Annotated in this window: 22 protein-coding genes and 1 pseudogene; 8 read left to right on the plus strand and 15 right to left on the minus strand. The window is 62.4% G+C overall.

What is annotated here, in order from left to right; translation table 11 throughout:
• The 4 genes from GEV05_14450 to GEV05_14465 form a co-directional block, all read right to left on the minus strand.
• Positions 1-88: aminodeoxychorismate/anthranilate synthase component II (locus GEV05_14450; GenBank protein MPZ44571.1), on the minus strand; the 88-nt coding region annotated here is incomplete at its 3' end.
• Positions 89-255: 167 nt separating this feature from the next.
• A complete protein-coding gene (locus GEV05_14455; protein ID MPZ44572.1) occupies positions 256-435 on the minus strand; it encodes a hypothetical protein in 180 nt (59 codons plus the stop codon).
• A gap of 91 nt (positions 436-526) precedes the next feature.
• Complete coding sequence (locus tag GEV05_14460) at positions 527-1,195, minus strand: hypothetical protein (protein ID MPZ44573.1); 669 nt, start codon at positions 1,193-1,195, stop codon at positions 527-529.
• A gap of 10 nt (positions 1,196-1,205) precedes the next feature.
• Positions 1,206-1,628, minus strand: a complete 423-nt coding sequence (locus GEV05_14465; protein MPZ44574.1) for a hypothetical protein — start codon at positions 1,626-1,628, stop codon at positions 1,206-1,208.
• Positions 1,629-2,146: 518 nt separating this feature from the next.
• On the opposite strand from GEV05_14465, the gene GEV05_14470 reads away from it, so the two are divergent.
• On the plus strand, positions 2,147-2,785 hold the full coding sequence (locus GEV05_14470) for an FCD domain-containing protein (GenBank protein ID MPZ44575.1): 639 nt from the start codon (positions 2,147-2,149) through the stop codon (positions 2,783-2,785).
• A 172-nt stretch (positions 2,786-2,957) separates the two neighbouring features.
• Here GEV05_14470 and GEV05_14475 read toward each other — a convergent pair whose 3' ends face one another.
• From GEV05_14475 to GEV05_14490, 4 genes are all read right to left on the minus strand, one after another.
• Positions 2,958-3,959 (minus strand): tripartite tricarboxylate transporter substrate binding protein, encoded by a 1,002-nt coding sequence (locus GEV05_14475; GenBank protein MPZ44576.1) that lies wholly within the window; start codon positions 3,957-3,959, stop codon positions 2,958-2,960.
• Positions 3,952-4,686 carry a hypothetical protein gene (locus GEV05_14480; protein ID MPZ44577.1) on the minus strand — a complete coding sequence of 245 codons (735 nt, stop codon included), beginning with the start codon at positions 4,684-4,686 and terminating at the stop codon, positions 3,952-3,954. The genes GEV05_14475 and GEV05_14480 overlap by 8 nt, the downstream gene beginning before the upstream one ends.
• Positions 4,687-4,746: 60 nt before the next feature.
• Positions 4,747-5,316: a hypothetical protein gene (locus GEV05_14485; GenBank protein MPZ44578.1), complete on the minus strand. Its 570-nt coding sequence runs from the start codon at positions 5,314-5,316 to the stop codon at positions 4,747-4,749.
• Positions 5,317-5,484: 168 nt separating this feature from the next.
• Positions 5,485-6,564 (minus strand): hypothetical protein, encoded by a 1,080-nt coding sequence (locus GEV05_14490; GenBank protein MPZ44579.1) that lies wholly within the window; start codon positions 6,562-6,564, stop codon positions 5,485-5,487.
• 89 nt (positions 6,565-6,653) lie between these two features.
• Here GEV05_14490 and GEV05_14495 point away from each other — a divergent pair, with 89 nt between their 5' ends.
• The 5 genes from GEV05_14495 to GEV05_14515 are packed head-to-tail and all read left to right on the plus strand — an operon-like array spanning position 6,654 to position 9,369.
• The gene (locus GEV05_14495; protein ID MPZ44580.1) at positions 6,654-7,154 is read left to right on the plus strand and encodes a hypothetical protein; all 501 of its coding nucleotides are present in this window, start codon (positions 6,654-6,656) and stop codon (positions 7,152-7,154) included.
• On the plus strand, positions 7,151-7,762 hold the full coding sequence (locus tag GEV05_14500) for a hypothetical protein (GenBank protein MPZ44581.1): 612 nt from the start codon (positions 7,151-7,153) through the stop codon (positions 7,760-7,762). Before GEV05_14495 ends, GEV05_14500 begins: the two co-directional genes overlap by 4 nt.
• A gap of 12 nt (positions 7,763-7,774) precedes the next feature.
• Complete coding sequence (locus GEV05_14505) at positions 7,775-8,056, plus strand: hypothetical protein (GenBank protein MPZ44582.1); 282 nt, start codon at positions 7,775-7,777, stop codon at positions 8,054-8,056.
• A gap of 33 nt (positions 8,057-8,089) precedes the next feature.
• On the plus strand, positions 8,090-8,302 hold the full coding sequence (locus GEV05_14510) for a hypothetical protein (GenBank protein ID MPZ44583.1): 213 nt from the start codon (positions 8,090-8,092) through the stop codon (positions 8,300-8,302).
• On the plus strand, positions 8,299-9,369 hold the full coding sequence (locus tag GEV05_14515; GenBank protein MPZ44584.1) for a hypothetical protein: 1,071 nt from the start codon (positions 8,299-8,301) through the stop codon (positions 9,367-9,369). Before GEV05_14510 ends, GEV05_14515 begins: the two co-directional genes overlap by 4 nt.
• A gap of 70 nt (positions 9,370-9,439) precedes the next feature.
• Here GEV05_14515 and GEV05_14520 read toward each other — a convergent pair whose 3' ends face one another.
• Together GEV05_14520 and GEV05_14525 are read right to left on the minus strand one after the other, a co-directional pair.
• The gene (locus tag GEV05_14520; protein ID MPZ44585.1) at positions 9,440-10,420 is read right to left on the minus strand and encodes a hypothetical protein; all 981 of its coding nucleotides are present in this window, start codon (positions 10,418-10,420) and stop codon (positions 9,440-9,442) included.
• Between the two features lie 39 nt (positions 10,421-10,459).
• The gene (locus tag GEV05_14525; GenBank protein MPZ44586.1) at positions 10,460-12,184 is read right to left on the minus strand and encodes a hydantoinase B/oxoprolinase family protein; all 1,725 of its coding nucleotides are present in this window, start codon (positions 12,182-12,184) and stop codon (positions 10,460-10,462) included.
• 69 nt (positions 12,185-12,253) lie between these two features.
• Here GEV05_14525 and GEV05_14530 point away from each other — a divergent pair, with 69 nt between their 5' ends.
• A complete protein-coding gene (locus tag GEV05_14530; protein MPZ44587.1) occupies positions 12,254-14,353 on the plus strand; it encodes a hydantoinase/oxoprolinase family protein in 2,100 nt (699 codons plus the stop codon).
• Positions 14,354-14,651: 298 nt separating this feature from the next.
• A complete protein-coding gene (locus tag GEV05_14535; GenBank protein ID MPZ44588.1) occupies positions 14,652-15,545 on the plus strand; it encodes a carboxyvinyl-carboxyphosphonate phosphorylmutase in 894 nt (297 codons plus the stop codon).
• Positions 15,546-15,551: 6 nt separating this feature from the next.
• Here GEV05_14535 and GEV05_14540 read toward each other — a convergent pair whose 3' ends face one another.
• The 5 genes and pseudogenes from GEV05_14540 to GEV05_14560 all read right to left on the minus strand — a co-directional run bounded on the left by GEV05_14540 (position 15,552) and on the right by GEV05_14560 (position 22,586).
• Positions 15,552-16,970 (minus strand): MmgE/PrpD family protein, encoded by a 1,419-nt coding sequence (locus GEV05_14540; protein ID MPZ44589.1) that lies wholly within the window; start codon positions 16,968-16,970, stop codon positions 15,552-15,554.
• On the minus strand, positions 16,967-17,968 hold the full coding sequence (locus GEV05_14545) for a tripartite tricarboxylate transporter substrate binding protein (protein MPZ44590.1): 1,002 nt from the start codon (positions 17,966-17,968) through the stop codon (positions 16,967-16,969). The genes GEV05_14540 and GEV05_14545 overlap by 4 nt, the downstream gene beginning before the upstream one ends.
• Positions 17,965-20,145, minus strand: coding sequence for a hypothetical protein (locus GEV05_14550; GenBank protein MPZ44591.1), 2,181 nt, complete (start codon positions 20,143-20,145; stop codon positions 17,965-17,967). Before GEV05_14550 ends, GEV05_14545 begins: the two co-directional genes overlap by 4 nt.
• Positions 20,142-21,362: a CoA transferase gene (locus GEV05_14555; protein MPZ44592.1), complete on the minus strand. Its 1,221-nt coding sequence runs from the start codon at positions 21,360-21,362 to the stop codon at positions 20,142-20,144. Before GEV05_14555 ends, GEV05_14550 begins: the two co-directional genes overlap by 4 nt.
• 87 nt (positions 21,363-21,449) lie before the next feature.
• A pseudogene (locus tag GEV05_14560) lies at positions 21,450-22,586 on the minus strand (CoA transferase).
• Positions 22,587-22,719 lie beyond the last annotated feature (133 nt).

Below are 22,719 nucleotides of genomic sequence, written 5' to 3' on the forward strand. Positions count from 1 at the left end.
GGAACACGCGCACGTCCTCCCCCAGCTCGCCCAGGTATTGCACCAGGTTGTAGGTGAAGGAATCGTAGTTGTCGAGCATCAGCAACATAGTTACTTATCCAATTGATTTTAAAATCAATTTCACGGCGTACGATTAATATAATATACACACTTGTATAGGCGCGACAAGGGGACGCAGTTTCCGGCCAGCTCAGCAGTTCGTGTGATTGTGATCTCGGACCCCGATCGGGAACTGGAATGGACGTGTTACTTCGGTCAGTCGGCGAGCGAAGCCTCGAACTCCGGGAAAACCTGCCGGGCGTCCTGCCGTTTAGAGACCAGCCCCTGTGCAAGCTGCTCGTCGCATAGCATCTGAATGACCTTCAGGTTCTGCTCGATGCCGTAAGGGGACCAATCCTCCCCGAAGAGAGTCGTAGTGTCCTCGATCTCAGCCAACGTCCAAGGAGTGAGGTCCGCTAGCTGCTTCCGATTCGCCTGCCAGCGCCGCTTTGAGTCCTCGAGCGCGTTGAACAGTCTTCGCAGTATGTCAGGGTCCCCGCTGGTAGACTTCCCGCCGCACCCCGACGATGTGAAAGATGGGGAAAATCCCTGTGTCACGATAGTAGTTCATCTCCGCCTGCCGGAAATTGCGCAGCAACCGGATGACCGGACTGCCTTCGACGTAGAACCCTTTTGGCGGCACGGGACACATCAAAGCATCCAACTCGCCGGCGAGCAGCATCGAGAGCAGCGCTTTGTCCGTCACCGCCTGCACGTGCGCCGGAAGAATTCCCTGAGGGCGGCTGGAGGGTGCGCCATCGATCGACCCGACCGACCAACGAATATCCTCGATGCGCACACCGGCATGCCGCAGCGCTGCACGACTCCACTTGTTGCCTGTCGCCGGCCACTCGTTACAACCAATCCGCTTACCCTGTAGCTGCTCCAGACTTTCGAGCTTGCTGTCATGGCGAACGAAGAAACAGCGGTGCCTAAAGCTGCGCGAAGGGAATACTGGAATCCCCACGAAGCTCGCATCCCCCTGTGCCAGCCGACTGAGGTGACGGCTCAACGACAGTTCGCCGGCGCCGATGCTGGTGTCGCTAAGGGTTCGATCTAGGGCGTTGGGACTATCCCGCTCGATGACAAGATCGATCCCCTCGGGAACGACATCGCCGCTCACAAGCGGCGATATGTGTCCGTAGTCCTTCATCATGAGCTTCAACTCAATTTTGTTCTGCGATGGTCTTGGCAGGCACCTTGGTGCTCACCATCAGAACACTCGGCGCAACCGCCAGCACTGTAATCGGGGTCAGGTCTTTAAGCGGATCGTATGGAAGCTTGTCAGACAGGATTACTTGGGTCGTAAGGGGACCAGGAGCGCTTACAAGAAGCGTGTAACCATCTGGAGTTGCCCTGCTAGCCAAGTCTGTCGCGATTACCCCCGAAGCACCGACTCGATTGTCCACGATGACGGACTGTTGCCAAACGCCTGAGAGATGCTTTGCGAGTTGCCTTGCAATCAGGTCTGCAGTACCGCCGGGAGGATTTCCAACCAATATCCGAACGGGTTTGACGGGGAACTCTTGCGCACTTGCCGATTGGTATACGGCAATCAGGGTTCCGACAAGAATCAAACGGATCAGCATACCTCAATCCTATGAAAGTACTGTTCACTCACTGGGAAAACCATCTCACCGAATCCGGCAGTGGCGAAACTTGGCACGCCTAGAGTCCTGCCACCAGGCGAAGTAGGCACGACCATGCGTACTGGGCGCTCGGGATAGATTTGCGCGCGAGCGACGCCGAACGGGCCTATGGTGAGAATGATGCCAATGACGCTGGCTATTATTCGTTTACTCATCTGCCGCCGTCCTCCTCCTGTACCGATGAAATGCAGCATATGGACGTAGCCCCGGCCAGAAAATTCGATCCGCCGGTGCGCGTGCGACGCGTATTCCATGTGCGATGATCTTGATGTTTTCCCGCAAGTAGCGCCGGACATCGTCCTAACTTCATTCACGTGCGATCCCGGGCTCAATAACGATGAGTGCATGCCAGCCGCCCCGCATTAGCCCAACGTGGGACCAGGACGCCAAATTGCCCACTATGTCGATCCACTTTGCGACATGTACCCGCGCAGGCTGGTCAGCTACAATCGCCGTCCATGGACTACAAGACCAAGGAAGAATTCGTCGCCGACTATCTGCGCGAAGGAATTCTCTCTGGACGCTACGAACGCGGTGCGCGTCTGAAGCAAGGCGACATAGCGCGGGAGTTGAATCTGAGCATCACGCCCGTCCGGGAAGCGTTTCGGATTCTCGAGGCGGAAGGGTACGTGCTGAGCGAGACGCATCGAGGTGTTATCGTCGCTCCGTTCGATGCACTTGCGACCCGTGAAATCAATGAGCTCCGCATCATGCTCGAAACCAAGCTCGCACTTGGGGCTATGAAGTACATGACACCGAAGGACTATGCCGAGCTCGCCGAATTGCAAAGGGAGTTTGAGCAAGCAGAGGCGCACGGGGACCGCAAAGCGCTACGCGCAGTCAACTACCGATTTCACCGGCAGATCTATTCCCTGGCGCAGTTACCGCAAACGTTTCATTTTGCACAAATCCTGTGGGCGAAATATCCATTTGACCTTATCAATCTCATTGCCGGCCGGCCCGGCCGCGCTACAGCGGAACACCGGCGTCTGCTGAAAGCGATGAAAGCGGGTGATAGAAAAGACGTCGTAGCCGCACTGCGCGAGCACGTCGACGCCGGATGGCGCGAGCTGCAGGCGCACATTGAGAAGCAGTAAACCCCACGCGGCAAGCCGCAGCCGTTCATCGAACGAATAGGAAAGCGCCCATAACGCCCAGTGCCGACATTCGCTTGCGCTTGTAATTGCGGGGAAGCGCGATCGGATCCTGAACTTCCTTGGGCCAGCCCTGAGCGGAGCGCCGAATCAAGTGCAGACATCCCGGTGCTTATCAGCGCGTTTCCTGCGCTGTCACGCCTGTTGTGCGAACGACCTGTCTCCACTTTGTGATCTCTTTTTCGAGATATTCGCGGAACTGTGCGGGCGAATCGCCAACCACGTCTGTTCCGTCGGCCGCGAGCCGCGCCGCGATGTCCGGCGCGTGTAGGACACGTACTATTGTGTCGTGAAGCTTCGTAACCGCACGCTCCGTTGTCTTTGCGGGTGCGAGCACGCCATACCAGTTGATGACCTCGAAGCCCGGGACGCCCGCTTCCGCGAGCGTCGGTACCGATGGCGCCGCCGCACTCCGCTTCAAGCTCGAAATGCCAAGGATTTTCACTTTACCAGCCTGTGCCTGGGGGAGCGTCGTCGGGAGGCTCGAGAAAAGCATTTCAACTTCGCCAGTGACGACTCCGACGAGCGCGGGACCGCCGCCCTTGTAGGGGACATGTACGAGCTTCACGCTAGCGATGCTCTGCAGAAGCTCCCCTGCGAGATGCGGGGCGGTACCGATGCCTCCCGATCCATAGTTGATCTGGCCGTTCCGAGACTTAGCGAGCGCGATGAATTCCTCGACAGTGCTTGCCGCAACGGAAGAATGAACGACCATCAGATACGGTTGCGCCGTGAGAAGACTGATAGGAGTGAAGTCCTTCACCGGATCGTACGGCGTACGAGTACCCATGGCAGGAACGATCGTGTGCGCGCTCGATGTCAAGAGCAGCGTATAACCGTCGGCAGGTGCGTGCGTCACGAGCTCAGTCCCCACAATGCCACCGGCACCGCTGCGATTGTCGACTACCACGGCCTGCCCGAACGTTTCGCTCAGCTTCTTCGCAAGCAGGCGCGCAATAACATCTGTGCCGCCGCTGGGTGCATAGGGCACGACTATGCGAATCGGTTTCGTAGGGTAGCTTTGCGCGGCCGTGGGTGAGGCGGCCGCGAATGCAACGCATGCCGTCAATGCTATCGCCAATGGTAATGCCGACATCGACATCTCCTCATCAGACACGGTAGAACTTTTGCAGCTCCCGTACGTTGTGCGCCTTTTCGATATCCCATACCGCCGCGATGAGGCCTTGGGCGCGCCGTGCGCCTAGTACGGGCGCTAGCAGATCGAGGGCCTTCGCGTTTTCCTCGTCGCGGCTCATTGGATTGTAGGAGCTACCGCGCGCTGCAAACGTGTAGTGGGCAAGGCTCCGGCCGCCTTTCAAGCGTATCTCCACGTGTGCGTGCCAGCGGCGCTTGGGATCGTTCAATTCGGGGCTGCCAATGAGGTCGACGCGCTTCCTCAACTTCAGTACGCGCGGATCGCGCATACGTTTGAAGTCGTGGGAGGCATTGAACGTCACGTTGCCGTCGAGCAGCATCACCGCGACACAGTGCTGCATACAGATATCGGGCATCGCGCGGTTGTCTACGACTAGTGACTCCTTGTCGCCGATCTTGACGGTCACGCGCTCGACCTCCGATACCTCGAAAGGGCTTTCGCTGCGGAGCGTGTCGATGGCGTCGAGAACCGCGAGAATCGGCGCACCGACGGGCCACTTCTTGATCGACGCATTCATGATTTCATAAGACTTCCCGAGGCCGCGAACGAGCTCGGCTGGCTTCCCGTTCTCCGGAGAGAACGCGAAGAAGAAATTGCGTGGACCTGAAAACACATCGGCGACGCCCGTGAAGCCATGCGCGACCAGAAGCGCGGCTTGCACACCGTTGTGTGCAGGCGCGCCGCTCATGTCAAACGACTTCTCGATATGCTGAGGATCGCTGAAGAGGCACGATATGCCGGAGGCTTGCTAAGCGGTATAGGAAAGCATGTAGCGCACGCGCTGAGGATCGAGTCGCGCGAGCGCGCCCGCTGCAGCCGCTGCACCGAAAAGATCGCCGAAGCAGGGCGGATGATGGCCGCGCAGGAAGAGATCCATCGCATTGAGCGACATGGTGAGACGCGCGCAGACATCGTAGCCCAGGACCACCGCGCGGAGCAGCGCCGTCCCGTTTCGGTTCTCGCGTTCGGCCATTGAGAGGGCCGCGGGCACGATTGCGGAGCCGGGATGCGTCATCGAGGCTGGATGCGAGTCATCGGTCTCGTCGGCGTGGCCAAACATGCCGTTGGCGAAGGCCGCGTTCACCGCGCTCGTCACGATGCGCGTGCCAACGACCGTCGCTTCCTTCGTGCCGCCAAGTCCTTTCACATAGTCGATCGCGCGTTGACCTGGCACGAGCCTCGACCCGGACACAAGCGCCGCAAGCGTATCCAGGAGATGGAGCTTACCGCGTTCTTCGACTTCACTCGGTAACCGCTTGCGTAGCGCGCCTGCGATGTACTCGCTTAGGACGCGCATTGTCCTTGATACTTCGACCATGCGTCCTACTCCATCGTTACAGATGCTGATGACTCTGGCGTGAGTCGCGGGCTCTTCTCAAATCATCCTTCGTGAGCTCGTCGAGCGAGCCACCGTTGATCTCGTTGCCGCTCCGAATATCGAACGGCGCTACGACGTTCAGCATCGTGAGCGCCGGTCGGCGTGTTGTTACTCCTGCGGCATCTTCATGCCGAGATCGCGCGCCTGCCGCTTTTCATAGTCGCGGCGGACGTCATCGTAGGAATGCCCGCGGATGCCGCCTCGCACAGTGCCCGGTTCGACGGCTCTGTAGAGATCGCGCCAACTCTGGGGCAAGCGCTCGCTGTCGGGGGGAGCGAGCCACAGCCGATATAGCAAGCGCTTGGATGCTGTCTCCTCGTAATCGACGAAAGCGGTCCGGGAATGCAGGGTGACGTGGCTGTTGACAATCTGGATGTCGCCGGGCTGCAACCACATCGAATAGGCCAAGTCCGGCCCCCGCACGATTTGATCGAACGTCCTGAGCGCAGTCCAATGCGTCTCGGAGAGCTGCGGTACCCCTTCGAGCTGCTGCGCCAACGTCACGCGATTCCAGTTCCAGCGGCTAAAGAGCCTGCCGTCCGCTTGGTCGAAGATCGGCTGCACGACGGATGCGCCTTCGTCGTGCGCCTGCTCGCCCTGTCGGCTGAAGTGGACCGGATGATGCAGCCACTCCAGCATCTCCGGATGCTCTTTTCGCATCACATCGTAGGCGGCGATGGAGCTCGTCACGATGGTCATGCCACCCGACGCCGCTCTGTTGTAGCAGCTGAGAAAGACGATGTCGGAGGAGTCGGTGTGATAGTCCAGCTCGGCGTTGGATGAATAACCGCGGCCGGTGCCCGTGCGATACGCCGTACCGGCGTCTCTCACGGCGGAAATGTACTGGGTTGCCTTGCCCTGGGGTCGCGCGACACCGGCATGCAAACCGATGACCCAGGTCAACAGCTCGAACTGCTTCTGATCAAGACCCTCGCGCGGCAGTCCGTGCACGAGCGCGACGCCACATCCCCTTTTCACCTCGTCGAGCGCCTCGCCGATGACGCGCCAGGCGGACCCCAGATCGAATTCATCCCGTCGATAGTCGAGAAGGTTCCTCTCCGGCGCCGCCGACTTACGCAGCGCTCCGAGCAGATCGCCGCGTGCGCGCTCGTCCAACTCGAATTCCCAGCGCGTATCCTTTTCCAGATCAGAGACACGCCATGCAGCTGCCGTATCGGTGTCTACCATTTTGCCTCCTCAACGCATGAGGTGATTAGCCCTTTTCGAATATCATGCATTATACTTCGGCGACGGGTTAATGACACAAACCGGGATCTGTGCGCGTCTGCACCGATGCGCCCGCTCAGCAATGGCCGCAGCGGGGCGGCTCCGCATCATTTGTGCCGTTTCCGCCGGAAAGCCCACGTATGACATCCCGTGCGATCTCGCGTCCACTGGCTAAGCAGGATAAGGAGGTGAGGAAAGAAATGAGGGCCACCCTTCTATTACTCGCAGTTCTTCTTGCATCCGCCTCCGCGTTTGCGCAGCAATGGCCTACGCGCCCGGTGCGCATCATCGTGCCTTTTCCGCCTGGTCAGGCCGCGGACATCATCTCGCGCACCGTTGCGGAACGTCTTTCGACCACGTTTGGACAGCAGTTCATCGTCGACAACCGTCCTGGAGCAGGCAGCGTTGTGGGCTCGGAGCTCGGCGCAAAGGCAGCCGCCGATGGCTACACGTATCTCGCCGGGGGCACGAGCGCGCTTGCGATCAATGTGAATCTCTACCGCAAGTTGCCGTACGATACGCTGCGCGTTTCGCACCCGTCAGCAACATGACCGAGGTTGCGATGATCTTCGTCATCAATCCCACCCTCCACGCAGCAAACGCGCAGCAGTTGATCGTCATTGCAAAGCAGAAGCCGGACGAGTTGAGCTACGGCTCATCGGGCGCCGGAACGGTCTCGCATCTCGCGCAAGAGATGCTCGCCTCGATGGCGGGCATAAAGTTGCGGCACATCCCGTACAAGGGTTCGGTGCCCAATCTCACCGACGTGATCGCCGGCCACATTTCAATGACGGCCGAGACCACGCCGGCGGTTCTTCCGCATGTTAAGGCGGGAAAGCTCCGCGCCATAGCCGTATCGCCGAACACGCGTGTACCGTTCATGCCGGACGTGCCGACGCTAGATGAACAAGGGGTCAAAGGCTATGACGTCAGGGCGTGGACGGGACTCGTCGCACCGATCGGCACGCCAGCGCCCATCCTCGATCGCATAAGCCGAGAGGTCATCAACGCGGTCACCGCACCGGAAATGCAGAAGCGCATACACGATCTTCAGCTCGTCCCAATAGGCAGCACGCGCCAGGAGTTTGCGGCATATTTGAAGTCCGAGATCGCCAAATGGGGACAGGCCGTGAAGATCTCGGGTGCACGCGTCGACTAAGGAAGCTTCGAAATGGCATTGATTTACAACCCAACGGCGTCGAGCTATCACGCGCCAAAGAACGGGCGGCTCAAGGTCTCGGCGCTTGCCGGCCAGACAATCGGCTTTATCGATAACGCGAAGCCGAACTTCAATGCGCTGGTGGATGATCTGGCCGAGCTCCTCGTCGCACGCTACGGCGTCGCGGGGGTCATCAAGCGCGCTAAGCGCGGCGCTGCAATGCCCGCGCCCGAGCTCGTTGTGAACGAGCTCGCCGAGAAGTGCGTGCTCGTCATCACCGGCTCGGGTGACTGAGGGTCCTGCACGTCGTGGAGTGTCCACGACAGTGTGGAGATCGCGAACCGCGGGAAAGCGAGTCTCACGGTCTGCTCGACTGCGTTCGTCGGTCTTGGCAACGCACAGGCGCGCGCGCTCGGACACCCGGATCTAGCAATCGCGGTGATTCCGCACCCGTTCGGCGCGCGCACGCGCGAGCAGGTGCGCGAGATTGCAGAAGCATGCCTTGAAGAAATCGTGAAGCTCATAGGAGCGGCGAAATGAGCATTCCGAGCGTGACGCACGTGCGCGCGGAACACCGCGCGATCCTGACCGAAGCCCCGGACGACCTCGACGAGCTCAATCGCTTTTTCGACGAGCGCGGCTGGACAGACGGATTTCCAATCGTGCCTCCGACGCCTGAGCGCGTGACGAATATGCTGCGTGCAATCCGCCGGGCGCCGGATGAGCTGATCGCTACCATATCCCCGGGTTTTGGCGCCGCGACCGTCGAGCACATCGCCGTCAACGCCGTGATGGCGGGCTGCCGCCCCGAATACATGCCGGTGCTGATCGCGGCAGTGCAGGCAGTGAGCGCGAGTGAGTTCAACCTGCAAGGCATTCAGGCGACTACGAATCCCGCGGCGGTATGGCTCGTGGTGAACGGGCCGATCGCATGCAAGCTCGGTGTTGCTTGTGGCACGAACTGCCTCGGGCAAGGCGTTTGGGCAAACGCGACGCTCGGCCGCGGCATGCGCCTCATCCTGCAGAACATCGGTGGCGCGAGACCCGCTGAAATGGACCGTGCGACACAGGGACAGCCTGGAAAGTACAGCTTCTGTTGTGCTGAGAACGAGGATGCATCGCCCTGGGACCCGCTACACGTCGAGCGCGGCTTCGCACGGGAGGAGAGCACAGTGACCGTCATCGGCCCTGCGGGCACCACGAACATGAATACCCATGCGAAGGATGCGGAGGACGTGATCCGCGTGATCGCGGAAACGATGGCGTTTCCGCCCAGCAATGACTACTGGATCGGCGGCGAGCCGTGGCTCGTGATCGCGCCCGAGCACGCCGAAATCATCCGGAAGGAGGGCTACAGCAAAGCTGACCTGAAGCGCGCGCTCTGGGAAAGGTCAAAAATGCGCGCAGGGCGCATGGCGGCGAAAGACTTCGAGCGCACGTGCTACTCGAGGCGCAGTGAGCTCGGGGAGATCAATGCCAATACGATGTTGCCGATCGCGAGCAAGCCTGAAGAAATCGGCATCATTGTCGCCGGGGGACCGGGCACACACTCGGTGTACGTACCGAGCTTCGGCGACACGCGGGCAGTGACTCGAAGGATCGAGTAAGCATGCAGCGGAGTGCGAAGGAAAGCAGCGCCCTTACCTTCGCCTTTAGCGAGCGCATGAGCCGGGTCTTCTATGCAACTGTGCGGTTGCGGCCGACTTTCTGCGCCCGTGGGATCGATCTGCCGGCGCCGCTTGATTTTGCCTTCTCCTTCCCTTTCTCGACCGTCTGCTGCTCGATCGCGTAGAACTGCTCGAGGCCGATAATGTCTTCGACTCCCTTTCGCGCGGCGATGAACTGCTCGTTCGTGAGGCCGGTGTAATCGCCGGTCTTCTTGAGCTCCTTCATGGCCTGACCGATGAAGTGGTAGGCAAGACAAATCGGTAGTGTCGCGTCGATGCAGCCCGCGTAGCCCATGTCCTTCAGCTGCCTGTAGCTGTAGAGCGGGCGACCGTCGCGCGTGCCGCGGCTCTGCACGTACACCATCGGCAGCTTTGCTTTCCTCGGCGTTAGCGCCGCCTCGTCGTGCGTGCGCGGGAAGACGAGTCCCATATCCGCGCCGACGTCGGCGGCGGCGTTCACCCGATCGATCGCTTCCCCGATGCCTTCGACGCGCGCCGCATCCGAGCGCGCAATGACCACGAAGTCGCGATCAGCTTCATCGCGCGCTTTGCAAGCATACTTGATCTTGTCGATGAACTCGCCACGCCGAATGTTGTGCACACGGTACGCGTGGTAATGCGCGCGCTTCGGGAAAATCTGGTCCTCGACGTGCACGCCAGCGATTCCCGCCCAGATGCACTCGCGTATGGTACGCATCGCGTGCAGCGGCTCGCCCCATGCTGCGCCTGCGTCCATAACGAGCGGGACCTTGACGCATTTCGCGATATCGGCGGCGGTGGCGATCTGATCGCTCATCGTGAGCAACGGCTCGCTGAGGCAGCTCTTTCCGCCGGTGACGAAGCCGCCGTTGTAGATCGTCTTGAACCCGGCGCTCTCCGCCAAGCGCGCAGTGATTGGGTCATACGTCGCGGGTAGCTCGAGGAACTGGCCGCGCTTCAGCATGGCGCGGAGCTGGGCTGTCATACGTTGCATAGGAAAGTTTCCCTTCATTGGGTGAATGTTCGGCGTTCGACCCCGCCAGTGCCAGGCTCAGCACGGACCATCCTGTCTCAATGCGTCCGTTGCTTGATAATCGATGACGCCTTCGGGCGAAACTGCGACGCGATAGACATCGCATGCACGCTCGACCGAAACTTTGCCGTCGCGCACGTCGCGCGCCACGAGCTGCGGATCGCGCTCGCCGGGCGCGCCATTCCCGCCTGCGCCGGGTGTCACGTGCAAATAGACCGTGCCGGCAGGCACGTGGATCGTTTCGAGACCTTTCAGCCTCCGCTCTTGCGATGTACCTGGATCCAGCACGTTTTGGCACGTCGAACCCGGATGTCCTCCGGCGGTGCCCCAAGGCGCCTGTTTCGCGCGCCCGGAACGAATCTGGAGTATCCCACCCTGCTCCGCAAGAATGCGTACCCGCCGCCGCACGCCCAGGCCGCCGCGCCGCGCACCCGCTCCTTCGGAATTGGGCTCGTACGCATATTCCTCGACCATCACCGGATAGGTGCTCTCGACCATCTCGATGGGTGAATTCGCCATGTTGGCCGCGATGTTGGCTACACCATCGATCCCATCGAGCGCGGCATGTCCGCCCCAAGCGCCCACCAACGCTTCGCTGAAAATGCTTGACTTGCCGTCGACGGTCGCTGCAAACGTGTAGCGTGTCGTACCGCCCTCGCTCGCCGCGCGCACCGCGTGCGGGGCGGCTTTCGCAAGTGCGCCGAAAATCGTGTCGGCGAGACGATAGCCACTGATCCCCATCGCGCCCACCGCACTCGGAAACTTCGGATTGATAATCGTGCCTTCGGGTGCAATCATGTGGAGCGGTCTAAAGAATCCCGCGGTGTTGGGAAGCTCTGCGGACATGATGGAGCGCACCGCGAGATAGAACGCAGAGCGCGAGTACGCGAGCGGCGAGTTGATCGCGGTCGGGACCTGCGCCGCCGTGCCCGTAAAATCGGCCGTGAGCTCATCGCCCTCGATACGAATCGTTACACTCAGCCGCTGCGGCGGACCATCCATACCGTCGTTGTCGAGGTGATCCTCGAAGCTGTATTCGCCGTCGGGCAGCGCCGCAATCTCGGCGCGCGCCATCTTTTCACTGCGATCCAGGAGCCCCTCCATCACGGCAAGAATCGTATGTGATCCGTAGCGCTGCGAAAGCGCCTGCAATCGCTTTTCGGCCGTGCGGCACGCGCTCACCTGAGACTCGAGATCGCCGAAAAAATCGCGCGGCACACGCACGTTGTGCTCGATCAACGCAAGCAGTGTGTCGTTGCGAACGCCGTTACGCACAAGCAGCATCGGCGGAATGCGCAAGCCCTCGCCGAAGATATCGCGGCTGTTCACTGGAACGCTTCCCGGCACGTGACCGCCAACGTCAGTGTGGTGCGCCATCGTCAGCGCATACCCAAGCAGATCGCTTTCCGCATAGCACGGCGTGAGCAGGATCACGTTCGGGAGATGCATCCCGCCCTCGTAGGCATCATTCATGATCGCGCAGTCGCCCGGTTGCAGTTGCGCGCCGAGCTTGCGCAGGATCGCATCGACAGCCGAAGGCAGCGCGCCGAGGTGGATCGCCATACCGACGCCCTGCACCACCATCTCGCCGCGCACGTTGCAGAGGGCAACGGTAAAGTCGTAGAGATCGCGCACGAGCGGCGAGTAGGCGGTCGAGACCACGACGTTCGCCATCTCGTCGGTAATGCTGCCGAGCCCGTGCTCGACTACAGAGGCGGTGACAGGGTCAAGCGGCGCGCCCATGTGTGCATATCGTAGCAAGCGAGGGGAGTTACTGAGGTATGATATATCAAATACGATCCTGGTCTAGCGATGGCCCGACACCTCGAGCGGCCGTACGCCCTTGGTATTGACATCGGTGGCACCTTCACCGATGTCGTTGTAATCGAGGCCGACGGCACGGTTCACGTCGGCAAGGGGATCTCGCGCCCCGACGCTTTCGAGCGCGGGATCTTCGCGATCCTCGACCCGATGCTGGAAGGCTTGGGGCTCATGTCGGCCGATTGCAGCGCAATCGTGCACGGCACCACCGTCGCGACCAACGCGATCATCGAACGCAAAGGCGCCGTGACAGGACTCATTACGACTAGCGGCTTTCGCGACGTGCTCGAGCTTCGCCGCATCCGTATCCCTCGCCTTTACGACCTCGAGTGGCAGAAGCCTGAGCCGCTGGTGCCCCGGTATCTTCGGGAGGAAGTGATTGAGCGCATGACTCACGACGGGCGCGTACAGACGCCGCTCGACGCGGGCTCGGTGAAGCAGGCGACGGCGAATCTCCGGGCGCGTGGCGTTAGCTCTATCGCGGTATGCCTTCTTAATTCGTACGTGAATTCGGCGCACGAAGAGGCCGTCCGGGAGATCGTGCGCAAGGAAGCGCCGGAGCTCTACGCCACCGTGTCTTCCGATCTGTTGCGGGAGATGCGCGAATACGAGCGCACAAGCACAGTCGTTATCAATGCTTATATCACCCCCGTCGTGCGGCGCTACGTCGCCTCGCTTTCCGAAGGGCTGGTCTCCCGAGGTTACCGCACACCGCTCATGATCATGCAGTCGAGCGGCGGCGCAATGAGTGCTGAAATCGCGTGCGACAGGCCCATACATGTCATCGAGTCCGGACCTGCCGCCGGCACGGTGGCTGCACAACACCTTGCACGCTCCATCGGCGAGAGGAACGCGGTTGCGCTGGACATCGGCGGCACGACGGCCAAGGCGGCATTGATCGAGAATGGGGCGATCTCATACTCGAGTGAGTACGAGATCGGCGGCGATTTCTCGCGGTCGGGACGGATGGCAAAAGGCGGCGGGTACGTGCTTCGCGCACCGACGCTCGACATCTCGGAGATCGGCGCCGGGGGCGGAAGCATCGTGTGGCTAGATAGCGGCGGCGCCCTGCATGTCGGCCCGCAGAGCGCAGGCGCGACACCAGGCCCGGCGTGTTACGGCCTCGGCGGTAGCGATCCCACGCTCACGGACGCCTGTCTCCTGCTCGGTTATCTCGGGGCGCCAGGGCTCGCAGATGGTGCGATACCGCTCGACACCAATCGTGCGCGCACCGCACTCGCAAGAATCGCGCAGCGGCTGGACATGGATCTCGTCGACTTCAGCCACGGTGTCTACCGTATTGCGGTGTCGAACATGACGCGCGCGATCCGGTCGGTTTCGACGGAGCGCGGCAAGGATCCGCGCGACTACAGTCTGGTCGCCTTCGGCGGGAATGGGGGCCTCTTCGCGGCAGCGATCGCGCGCGAGCTCGAGCTGCGGCGCGTCATCATCCCGCCCGCCGCCGGCATTTTCTCCGCGTTCGGCGCCCTTTACGCAGAGGTCGAGCATCACCTCACGCAGACGGTGCTGGGACTCACCGACGCGATCGACGTGAGCGCGCTCGAGGCGAGCTGGGGACTCCTCGAGAGGCAGGCACTTGCCACTCTCGAGCGCGAAGCCTACAGCCGAAATCGCTGCATCCTCGAGCGGATGGGCGAGCTCAGGTATCACGGTCAGCTCCAGGAGCTCTCGATCCCGTGGCCCGCAGGGGCGACGACGCGCGACTCGCTCGCGCGGCTCTCGGCCGCGTTCGAAGACGCACACGAGCGCACCTACGGACATCGCGCGCATGACAGCATGGTTGAGCTCGTGAACCTACGCCTCGTCGCGCGCGGTGTGCAGGAAAGGCTGCGGGTTCCCGAGAGGCTTCGCTTTGCCAGGGGGCGTGCGGTCCCCATAGGGGAGCGACGCGCCTACTTCGGAAGCGAGCATGGATGGGTAAATGTCAGCATCTGCGACCGGTCGGGTGTCGGCGCGAACCAGCGGCATGGTCCGTTGGTCATTCAGGAATTTGATTCGACCATCCTCGTACCACCGGATTTTTCGGTCCGCGTGGACGACCAGTCGAATGCCATTCTGCTATCGTCATGAGGTTCGAATGGCGAGAGTTAGGAGCACAGCGCTACCAGGAGAATGTCAACGTACGCCACATCGAGTCTCCAAGGCGCAGAAGGACCGTGCTTGGCGGTCTTGAGCTTCCTCTGGCCTGGAACAGCCTCCGAGCGCGAAGATCATCCGCTCGCTCCATGTGCATCTCAGGTCTCCGTGACACGCACTCCGTCATGTGCAAAATCGAATGCGGCGCCAGATCTGACGCTCCATCGGCTGCCGCGGTAACCAACAATGCAGCTCCCCGCTCTTCGCCCAATCTCGCAACCTGGAGGATGACATGCACGACCTGACCACGAAGCTCCGCTCGCTTATCGAGTCGCCGCAAATTTGCGTGCTGCCCGGCGTATTCGATGGTTACAGTGCGCGGCTGGTCGAACAGGCTGGGTTCCCCGCGGGTTTCATCTCCGGGGCAGGCCTGAGCGAAGCACTGCTGGGCCAAGCCGACGTGGGCCTGATGGGATTGGAGACCAACGTGAATTCCTGCAGGGCTCTTGCAGCATGCTGCACGATTCCGCTCCTCGCCGACGGGGATACAGGGTACGGCAATGCTCTCAACGTGTATCACATGGTGCGCGAGTTCGAGCAAGCGGGAATCTGCGGCGTAATGATCGAAGATCAGACGTGGCCCAAACGCTGCGGCCACATGAGCGGTAAGTCGGTCGTGAGCGCGGGAGAAATGGTGGAGAAGCTGCACGCGGCCGTGGAAGCGCGGCGCGATCGAGATTTCATCCTCAAGTCGCGTACCGACGCGTTCGCGACCCATGGCATCGAGGAAGTGATCCGCCGGTTGAACCTTTACGCGGAGGCGGGCGCCGATCTGCTCTTTGCCGATGCGCTTCTGTCGGAGCAGGACATCCGCACGGTTGCCCAAAGCGTGAGCAAGCCGCTTTGCGTCAACATGGGCTTCGGAATTCGGGCGCGGAGCACGACGCCGCTGCTTAGTGCCGAGCAGCTGCAGGAGCTCGGCGTGGCCGCCGTAATCTACCCGCGGCTCCTCACGGCCTGTGCGATCCAGGGGATGAAGAACGGCCTGGCAACGCTGTCCGAGCAGCTTCGGACCGGAAAAATCGTCGAGCGTCCCGACTACGCGCTGTCGTTCGACGAGCTCAACGATCTGGTCGGATTGCGCGAGGCGCGTGCACTGGAGCAGCGATTCGCCGCGAAGGAATAGTCCTGGCTAGGCTGCGAGCAGCCGGGCAAATTCGGCTGCCGAGCGCTTTTCCAGCTCGAGCACCGCTTCGCAAACTCGTTCAGCGCGCGCCTGGCTGATCGCCATCGTGGCATTCTCGAAGTACTTGCGCTGGATATCATCCGCGGAGAGCGCACGATCGCCCGCACCTCGGTTCACCTGCTCGTGGTGTCGGAAGGTACGACCGTCGAACATGCGGATTTCAACTCCGCCCGAAAAGTACTGTGGGTAGAGCGCGTTCGCATCCGGCACGCAGGTCACCTTCCGAGCGAGCTGCAGGATCTCCGCATCGCGCAGGGTCTCGTCCAGCAGCTCGGCGAGGCCGAACTGACCCTTCACGAGACAGGTCGCCAGCACGAACTGCGTGCTGAACTTTGCGTCGTATTCGTTGGCGGGCCGCACTTTGGCTTCGACGGGCTCCGCGATGATGTGCAGCGTGGGCTGCGGCACGTATGCAACGACACCCTCGATGTCGTCCGGACGGATCGCGTGCTTGTCGCGCAGGATGAGCGCGGAATCCGCTGCTGCGTGGATCAGATGACAGATGGGATAGGGCTTGATGGCGACGTTGTGGACCTCCCACGTCTTGCCAAATGACTCATGAATCGCCTCGTAGCGGACCCCCTCCTCGGTTTTGCCGAGATGACTTTTGAAAAGGCCGAAGCGTCCCTCGTAGGGCTTGGTCGGTCCTTTGAAGCCGGCGCGCGCAAGCTGTGCGGCGGTGATGCCGGCAGCGCCTGCCCAACCCGGGTGCACGCGCTTGTTCCAGGCACCCTCCTCCAGAAACTCCTGGCTTCCTGCCGCCGTGCTGCCGGCCAGCCCCTGCGCCATGACGAGCTGCCGCGGCGTAAGACCGTAAAGCCAGCCTGCTTGTAGGGCGCATGAGAAGTGCGCCGCGAGCCCCGTCGGATGAAAGCCGTAGTCGTGGAACTTCCCACCCGCCGCATCCGAGATCCTGCTGGCCGTTTCCATTCCGAGAACGTAGGCCGCGAGAAGTGACGTGCCGGGAGCATCGAGCGCCTCGGAGACACCCAGCGCACACGGAAATGCGCTCGCAGTCGCGTGAATGATCGCGCGGATGTGCGTGTCGTCGTAATCGAGGCCATGCACGAGCACCCCGTTCATTACGACGGAGTCGCGCAGCGAGAGTGTGCCAGGGAGCCCGATCAGGCTTGACCGCCCTCCCTCGTTCAGAGCGGACAAGCCGGTCAGCACCCGATGCGCGAAGTCGTACTGCGTCGACGCGTACGCGATCCCGACTGCATCAAGGATCAGAAGCTTCGCACGGTCGCCGGTTGCCTGTGGAATGTCCTCGTAACGGAAGCGGGCGACGTGCCGAGCGAGCTTGTGCGCAATCGTTTCGCTCTTGTCGCCGGCTATGGCGACTTCAGCGTCCGGGGAATTCATTGCGGCTCCAATCCGATCTGTTTGATGAGAGCACCCCACTTGGCGAGCTCGGCGCGCAAGAATCTGCCGAGCTCGTCCGGAGTTCCACCCCCGGGCACGAGTCCTTGGGATGAGAATCGCTTCTGCGTGTCGGGCACATGCAGAACCTCGTTGAGCCCCTTGTTGAGCTTGGCAATGACGGGTTTCGGCGTGCCGGCGGGCGCAAAGATGCCGAACCAGCCGACGATCTCGTATCCGGGCAGGCCGGACTCTGCCACGGTCGGGACCTCCGGCAAAAGGTTTACGCGTGCCTTGCTCGTTACGGCAAGACCGCGAAGCTTGCCCGCCTTCACTTGCGCGAGCGCGGCGGGAATGGTCGAGAAGTACATCTGGACGCGCCCCGCGACGAGATCGACGACGGCCGGCCCGCCGCCCTTGTACGGGACGCTCACCAGGTCGATGCCGGCCGTCTTCTTGAAGAGCTCACCGGCGAGATGCGCGCTCGTGCCATTGCCGGAATTCGCGTAGTTGAGCTGTCCCGGCCTTGCCTTCGCGAGCGCCACGAGCTCGCTTACGCTCTTCGCTGGAAGCGAGGGCGGGACGACGAGATAAAGGGGCGCGATCGATGCGAGCGTTACAGGCGCGAAATCCGCGACGGTGTCGAAGGGCAGCTCCTTGTAGAGATGCGGATTCATCGCAAATGACGTAATCGGCATCACGAGCGTATAGCCGTCTGGCGACGATTTCGCTGCGATCTCGACGCCCAGATTGCCCGCTGCACCCGGCCGGTTGTCGACGATGACCGTTTGGCCGATCGCTTCGGCGAGCTTCTGCGCGATGGTGCGCGCCGTGAAATCCGTCCCTCCGCCCGGCGCTGCGGGCACGATAAGGCGAATCGGTCGCGCGGGGTAATCCGTTCCACCCTGCGCGGCGGCAAACGGTGAAGCGACCGATACGCCGAGCGCAAGGGCGCTCAGCACAAACGCTCTCCGGTACATCCATCCTCCTGGTTTTTTCATGAAAACACGCCCGCTCCCTGAAGGGCCTGCCTGCGCTCCTGCGGATACCTCAGCACTTCGCTCAGCACGTACTCGTTGTGTTCACCCAGCAAGGGCGCGCGTCGGGTGAGCGACATAGGTGCGCCGTCGATATGCCAGGGAAGGCGATAAACGGGAAGCGCGCCGAGCACCGGATGCTCGATGGTCTCGAACAGCGCCCGCGCGCGATAGTGCCCGCCGGCGGCTATCCCGGATGGATCCAGCAGCGGTGCCGCCGGCACGCCGCTCGCCATCAGGCGCGACGCAAGCGTTTCGGCATCGTACTTCGCAGTCCCCAACGCCAGAAGCCGATTAAGCTCCTCGCGGTTTGCAACGCGTCCGGAGCCGGTCGAAAACATTTCGCCCGTCAGCGCTGCAGGCTGCTCCAGCACCGCACGAAGCGCCTGCCACTGCACATTGTTGGCGACCGAGATTGCGATCCAGCGATCGTGACCTGCCGCGGGGTAGTGGCCGTGCGGAGCGTTCTCTTCCTCACGCGTGCCGCGCGTCTGCGGCGCGGCTCCAGGGCAAGGATACTCGGAGAAGTACTCGCCCATAACGTTCACTGCTGCCTCCCATTGCGACAGGTCGAGGTAGGCACCTTCTCCCGTTCGGCTGCGCCGCCACAGCGCCGCCAGAATTCCGAGCGTCGCGTGCAAGCTGGCGTTCGGGTCGGCATAGGAGGACTGCGACCCGAGCACGCGACCGCCGGGATAGGAGACGAGACTGTCGAGACCGGCAAGACTCGCAATCATGGTCGCGTACGTGCGGATGCCGCGCAGCGGGCCATCCTGTCCGACCGCCGACATCGAGCACATCACAACGTCCGGCTTCACGCGCTTCAGGTCCTCGTAGCTGAGCCCGAACTTCTGCATGACGCCGGGCGAGAAGTTCTCGATCACGGCGTCGCTTGCGGCCACAAGATCCAGCAGCACCGCCCTCGAATCCGGGTGGTCGAGCTTCATGCGCATGCTGAGTTTGCCCCGATTGACGTTCTGGAACATCGGGTTCTGTTCAGGGTCCTTGTGCGTGCCGACGATCGGCCGTCCCTGACGCATGTAGTCGAGCGGGCTCGCGCTTTCGATCTTGATCACTTCCGCCCCGAGATCAGCGAGAACGTGGCCCGGAACCGCGCCGGCCCACACCCAGCCGAAGTCGACGACCCGCAGTCCGCTCAACGGGCGAGCCTTGTCCACGGCGCGAACGGAGTCCGTGCGCCTCGGCGATGGCGCTCCCGGGTCGCTTCCTCGGCCGCGCGTCAAGCTTGCGTAGACATTGCAAGTCGGAAAGTAAGCGCGCTGCGCGAGATGCGGATGATCGACCACCTCGCGCATGCAATAGACCGGTGCACCGGGAATCTTGTGCTCGAGGCACTCACGCAGAATTTCGTCCTTGGGACGTGCGAGGAACCAGGGCTCGATCAGCGCGTCGCACTCGTCACCGCGCTCGTCGTTCGCCTTGAACCGGTTCGCAAACAGAGGATGGGTGGCGAGGTCTTCGCGGCCGATCATCCGGAGGAAAGCCTGCCAGTGGCGGCTTTCGCCGCATTGGATCGCGAAGTCGCCGTCTTTGCAGCGAAAAATGGTGCGCGGATACGGCTGGCCCGAGACGCGATGTCCTGAACGTGTCTTCTTGTACCGTCCGAAATGAGTCAGCGCGACGTCGACTCCACTGTAGAAAGACGCCCATACATCCGCCGCGCTAACGTCGAGCAGCGCCCCACGCCGCGACATCAGCGCACCGGTCACGGCGATGGCCGCGACGAGGCCGGCTTGGTACGCGCTCTGATTGCCTGGTAGCTTGAGCGGCGGCTTTCCGGGCAACCCGATAGGCAAAGAAATTCCGCCCAATGCCTGGAGCGTAAGGTCATTGGCGGGCCGCCCGCTCGCCTCGCCGCGTGCGCCAAACGGCGAAATGACGGCGATGGCAAGATGCGGATGGTGGTGCGCAATCGATTCCGGGTCTATCGTGAGCGCGCTTGGGCCGTCCGTCGAGCCGCAGAGAAGAACCTGGCTCCCGGTCAACAGGTCGGGCGCAACGCTTCCGCGCACTGGGGTGACCTCGGCGCCCAGATCCCGGAAAAGCTTCCCGGCGTACGCGACCGCGGCAGAGTCACCATGCGCTATGACTCTTATACCGGCGAGAGGAGCTGACATCACGAGATGACTTTGGCAGCAACGAGCTCTTCCATTTCGCTCCGCTCAAGCCCGAGAAGCTCGCCAAAAACGTAATCGTTGTGCTCCCCAAGCTTCGGCGTCCAACGATCGATCGATGCCGGCGTACGCGAGAAGCGCCAAGGCGCCCCCACGACCTTGCGTATCTCGCCCTCGGGTCCAGTGAGGCTGGTGATCGCCCCACGCGCATCCATGTGGGCGTCGTCGACGATATCCTGCGCAGTGTACGAGGGGAATGCCGCGACACCGGCCGCCTGAAGCACGCGCGTTACCTCTTCACGTGTTCTCCCGCGGGTCCATGCGCCAATCTCTCTGTCGAGTTCGTGGCGATGCGTCCAGCGCGACGCAGCGGACTTGAAACGCGGGTTCTGAAGCCAGTCTTCGCGCTGGAGCACCTGCGCGAACGCGCGCCACTCGTCGTCGGTTGCGACGACGATCGACACCCAAGCGTCCTCGCCCTCGCACGCGTAGACATTGTGGGGCGCGATCCCTGGCGCATCGTTGCCGCCGCGGCGGGGCGCAACGCCCGTCGCCGCGTACTGCAACAGCGCATCGCCGATGAAACCGCAGGCAACTTCGCACGCGGCGACGTCGACATGTTGCCCAAGCCCCGTGCGCTGCCTGCGCAGGTACGCGGCAAGCGTCGCCATGGCGGCGGTGAGCCCGGTGCTGTGGTCCATCACGTGCCGGATTTCGGTCGGCGGCCCGTCTTCGTATCCTGTCAGGGTACCGAGGCCACCGGCCGCGCCGAAGAGCGGCGCGTAGCCGGCGTAGCCGCGCTCGGGCCCCGTCTGGCCCGATGCCGAGACCGACACCATGACGACGTCCGGTTTGACCCGCCTCAGCGCAGGATAGTCGAGGCCCAGGCGTTCCATCACGCCAGGCCGGAAGCTCTCGCATACGATGTCGCTTACCGCGACGATGCGCTTTGCGAGAGCGACGCCGCGCGGATCCTTCAGGTTCAACTGCACCGAAAGCTTGTTCGAGGCGACCTGATCGAATGTCGCCGCCGTCATGCGTCCATAGACCGGATGGGGCTTGCGGAAGATGTCCGGCCGCATGCTGGTCTCGATCTTGATGCATTCGGCGCCGAGCAGGGAGAGCAGGTGAGCGCAGAACGGTCCAGCGGCGTGGAGGGTAAAATCCGCGACGCGTACCCCGGCGAGCGGACCCGCTTTTCCTTGTGTTGCTTGCCGGCTCATCACGCGACGGCTCCTTTGGGGGGATTGCGTCCGCTGCGCGAGCTGTGCACCCTCATCTTCCGGCCAGGCGCACCAGGCCGTATCGTTGTCGGCGCCAGGCTCCGCGGCCGCGCGTCCGATCCGAAGCGGCTCGCCCCCGAGCTGAAACGGCGCAGTGAACGCCGGCAGGCTGCCGACGTGGGGAACTTCCAACGCTTGAAACACCTTTCGCGTCCGAAGTTGCTCCGAGGCGAGCAGATCCGAGGCCTCTTTGTACTTTGCGAGCGGCACGCCCAACGCCTGGCCGCGTGCCACCAGTTCGGCCACCGACTGCGTCTTGGCCCAGGCACGAATGTGCTCGTTGATCTCTCCGCCGCGCCGGCCGCGCTCGAGCGGATCCGCGAGTGCGGGCTCGAGCGTCCAGTTCGGCCTGCCCATGACCTCGGTCAGCCCCTCCCACTGCCGTTGCTCGAGCGTGAGCAGGCCGACGTAACCGTCCCTGCACTCAAGCACGCCGCCATACTTGAACGAGCGTGTGTGGCGCGTCTCGAGCACGCCCTCACCGAGGCGCTGTAGAGCAAAGCAGCCGACGAAGACGTTCGCGTCCTGCACGGAGACGTCAACGAACTGGCCGCCGACTTCGTCGCGCACGAGGAGCGCGGAAAGCGCCGCGCAGGCTGCCGACGTGCCGCCCATGAACTCCGCGAAGTGGCCGTAGATCTTGACCGGCGGCCGCTCCGGGAAAGTTTCCAGCGTCAGCCCGTTCGGCATGAGGTAGCCCTCACCGCCCGCATGCATGACATTGAGCTCGTAACCCCGATAGCGTGCGTGCGGGCCGATCGCGCCGAACGGCAGCACGGACAGGTACACGAGCTTGCGGTACCTGGCGGCGATCGCGTCCGGATCGAGACCGAGGTTCTCGCGCTTCGCGACCGGGGTGTCGTCGATCAGCAAGTCCGCGCGCTCGAGAAGCTGGCCGAAGAGCGAGCGGTCCTTGGACGTGCCCAAATCGCAAGTCGCAAATTGCTTCCCGACGTTGAGGTAGTGGAAGAGCGCGCTTACCGGCGGATCGGTGGTGAGCAGCGGTTCGCTACGGCGCAGAGCGCTTCCTGCGCCGGGCGGCTCAACCTTGACGACAGTCGCACCCATGACGGCCAGCATGCGCCCTGCATAGGACGCCGCGACGCCCTGCGCGTGCTCCACCACCGTATAGCCCGCGAGCGGGGCATGATCCGCGGCAGCCATCAGGCCACGCGCCACGTGCTATCGTCGTGCATGCGTTTGCACGTGAGGTGGCGTGACTTCGCCGGCAATATGCCGCCGTTCGTTCCCCTTCCGATGGCCATAGTGCGGCCAAGTACCTGACCGATCGGTCGCC

Source organism: Betaproteobacteria bacterium (genome assembly GCA_009377585.1).
Classification (GTDB): domain Bacteria; phylum Pseudomonadota; class Gammaproteobacteria; order Burkholderiales; family WYBJ01; genus WYBJ01.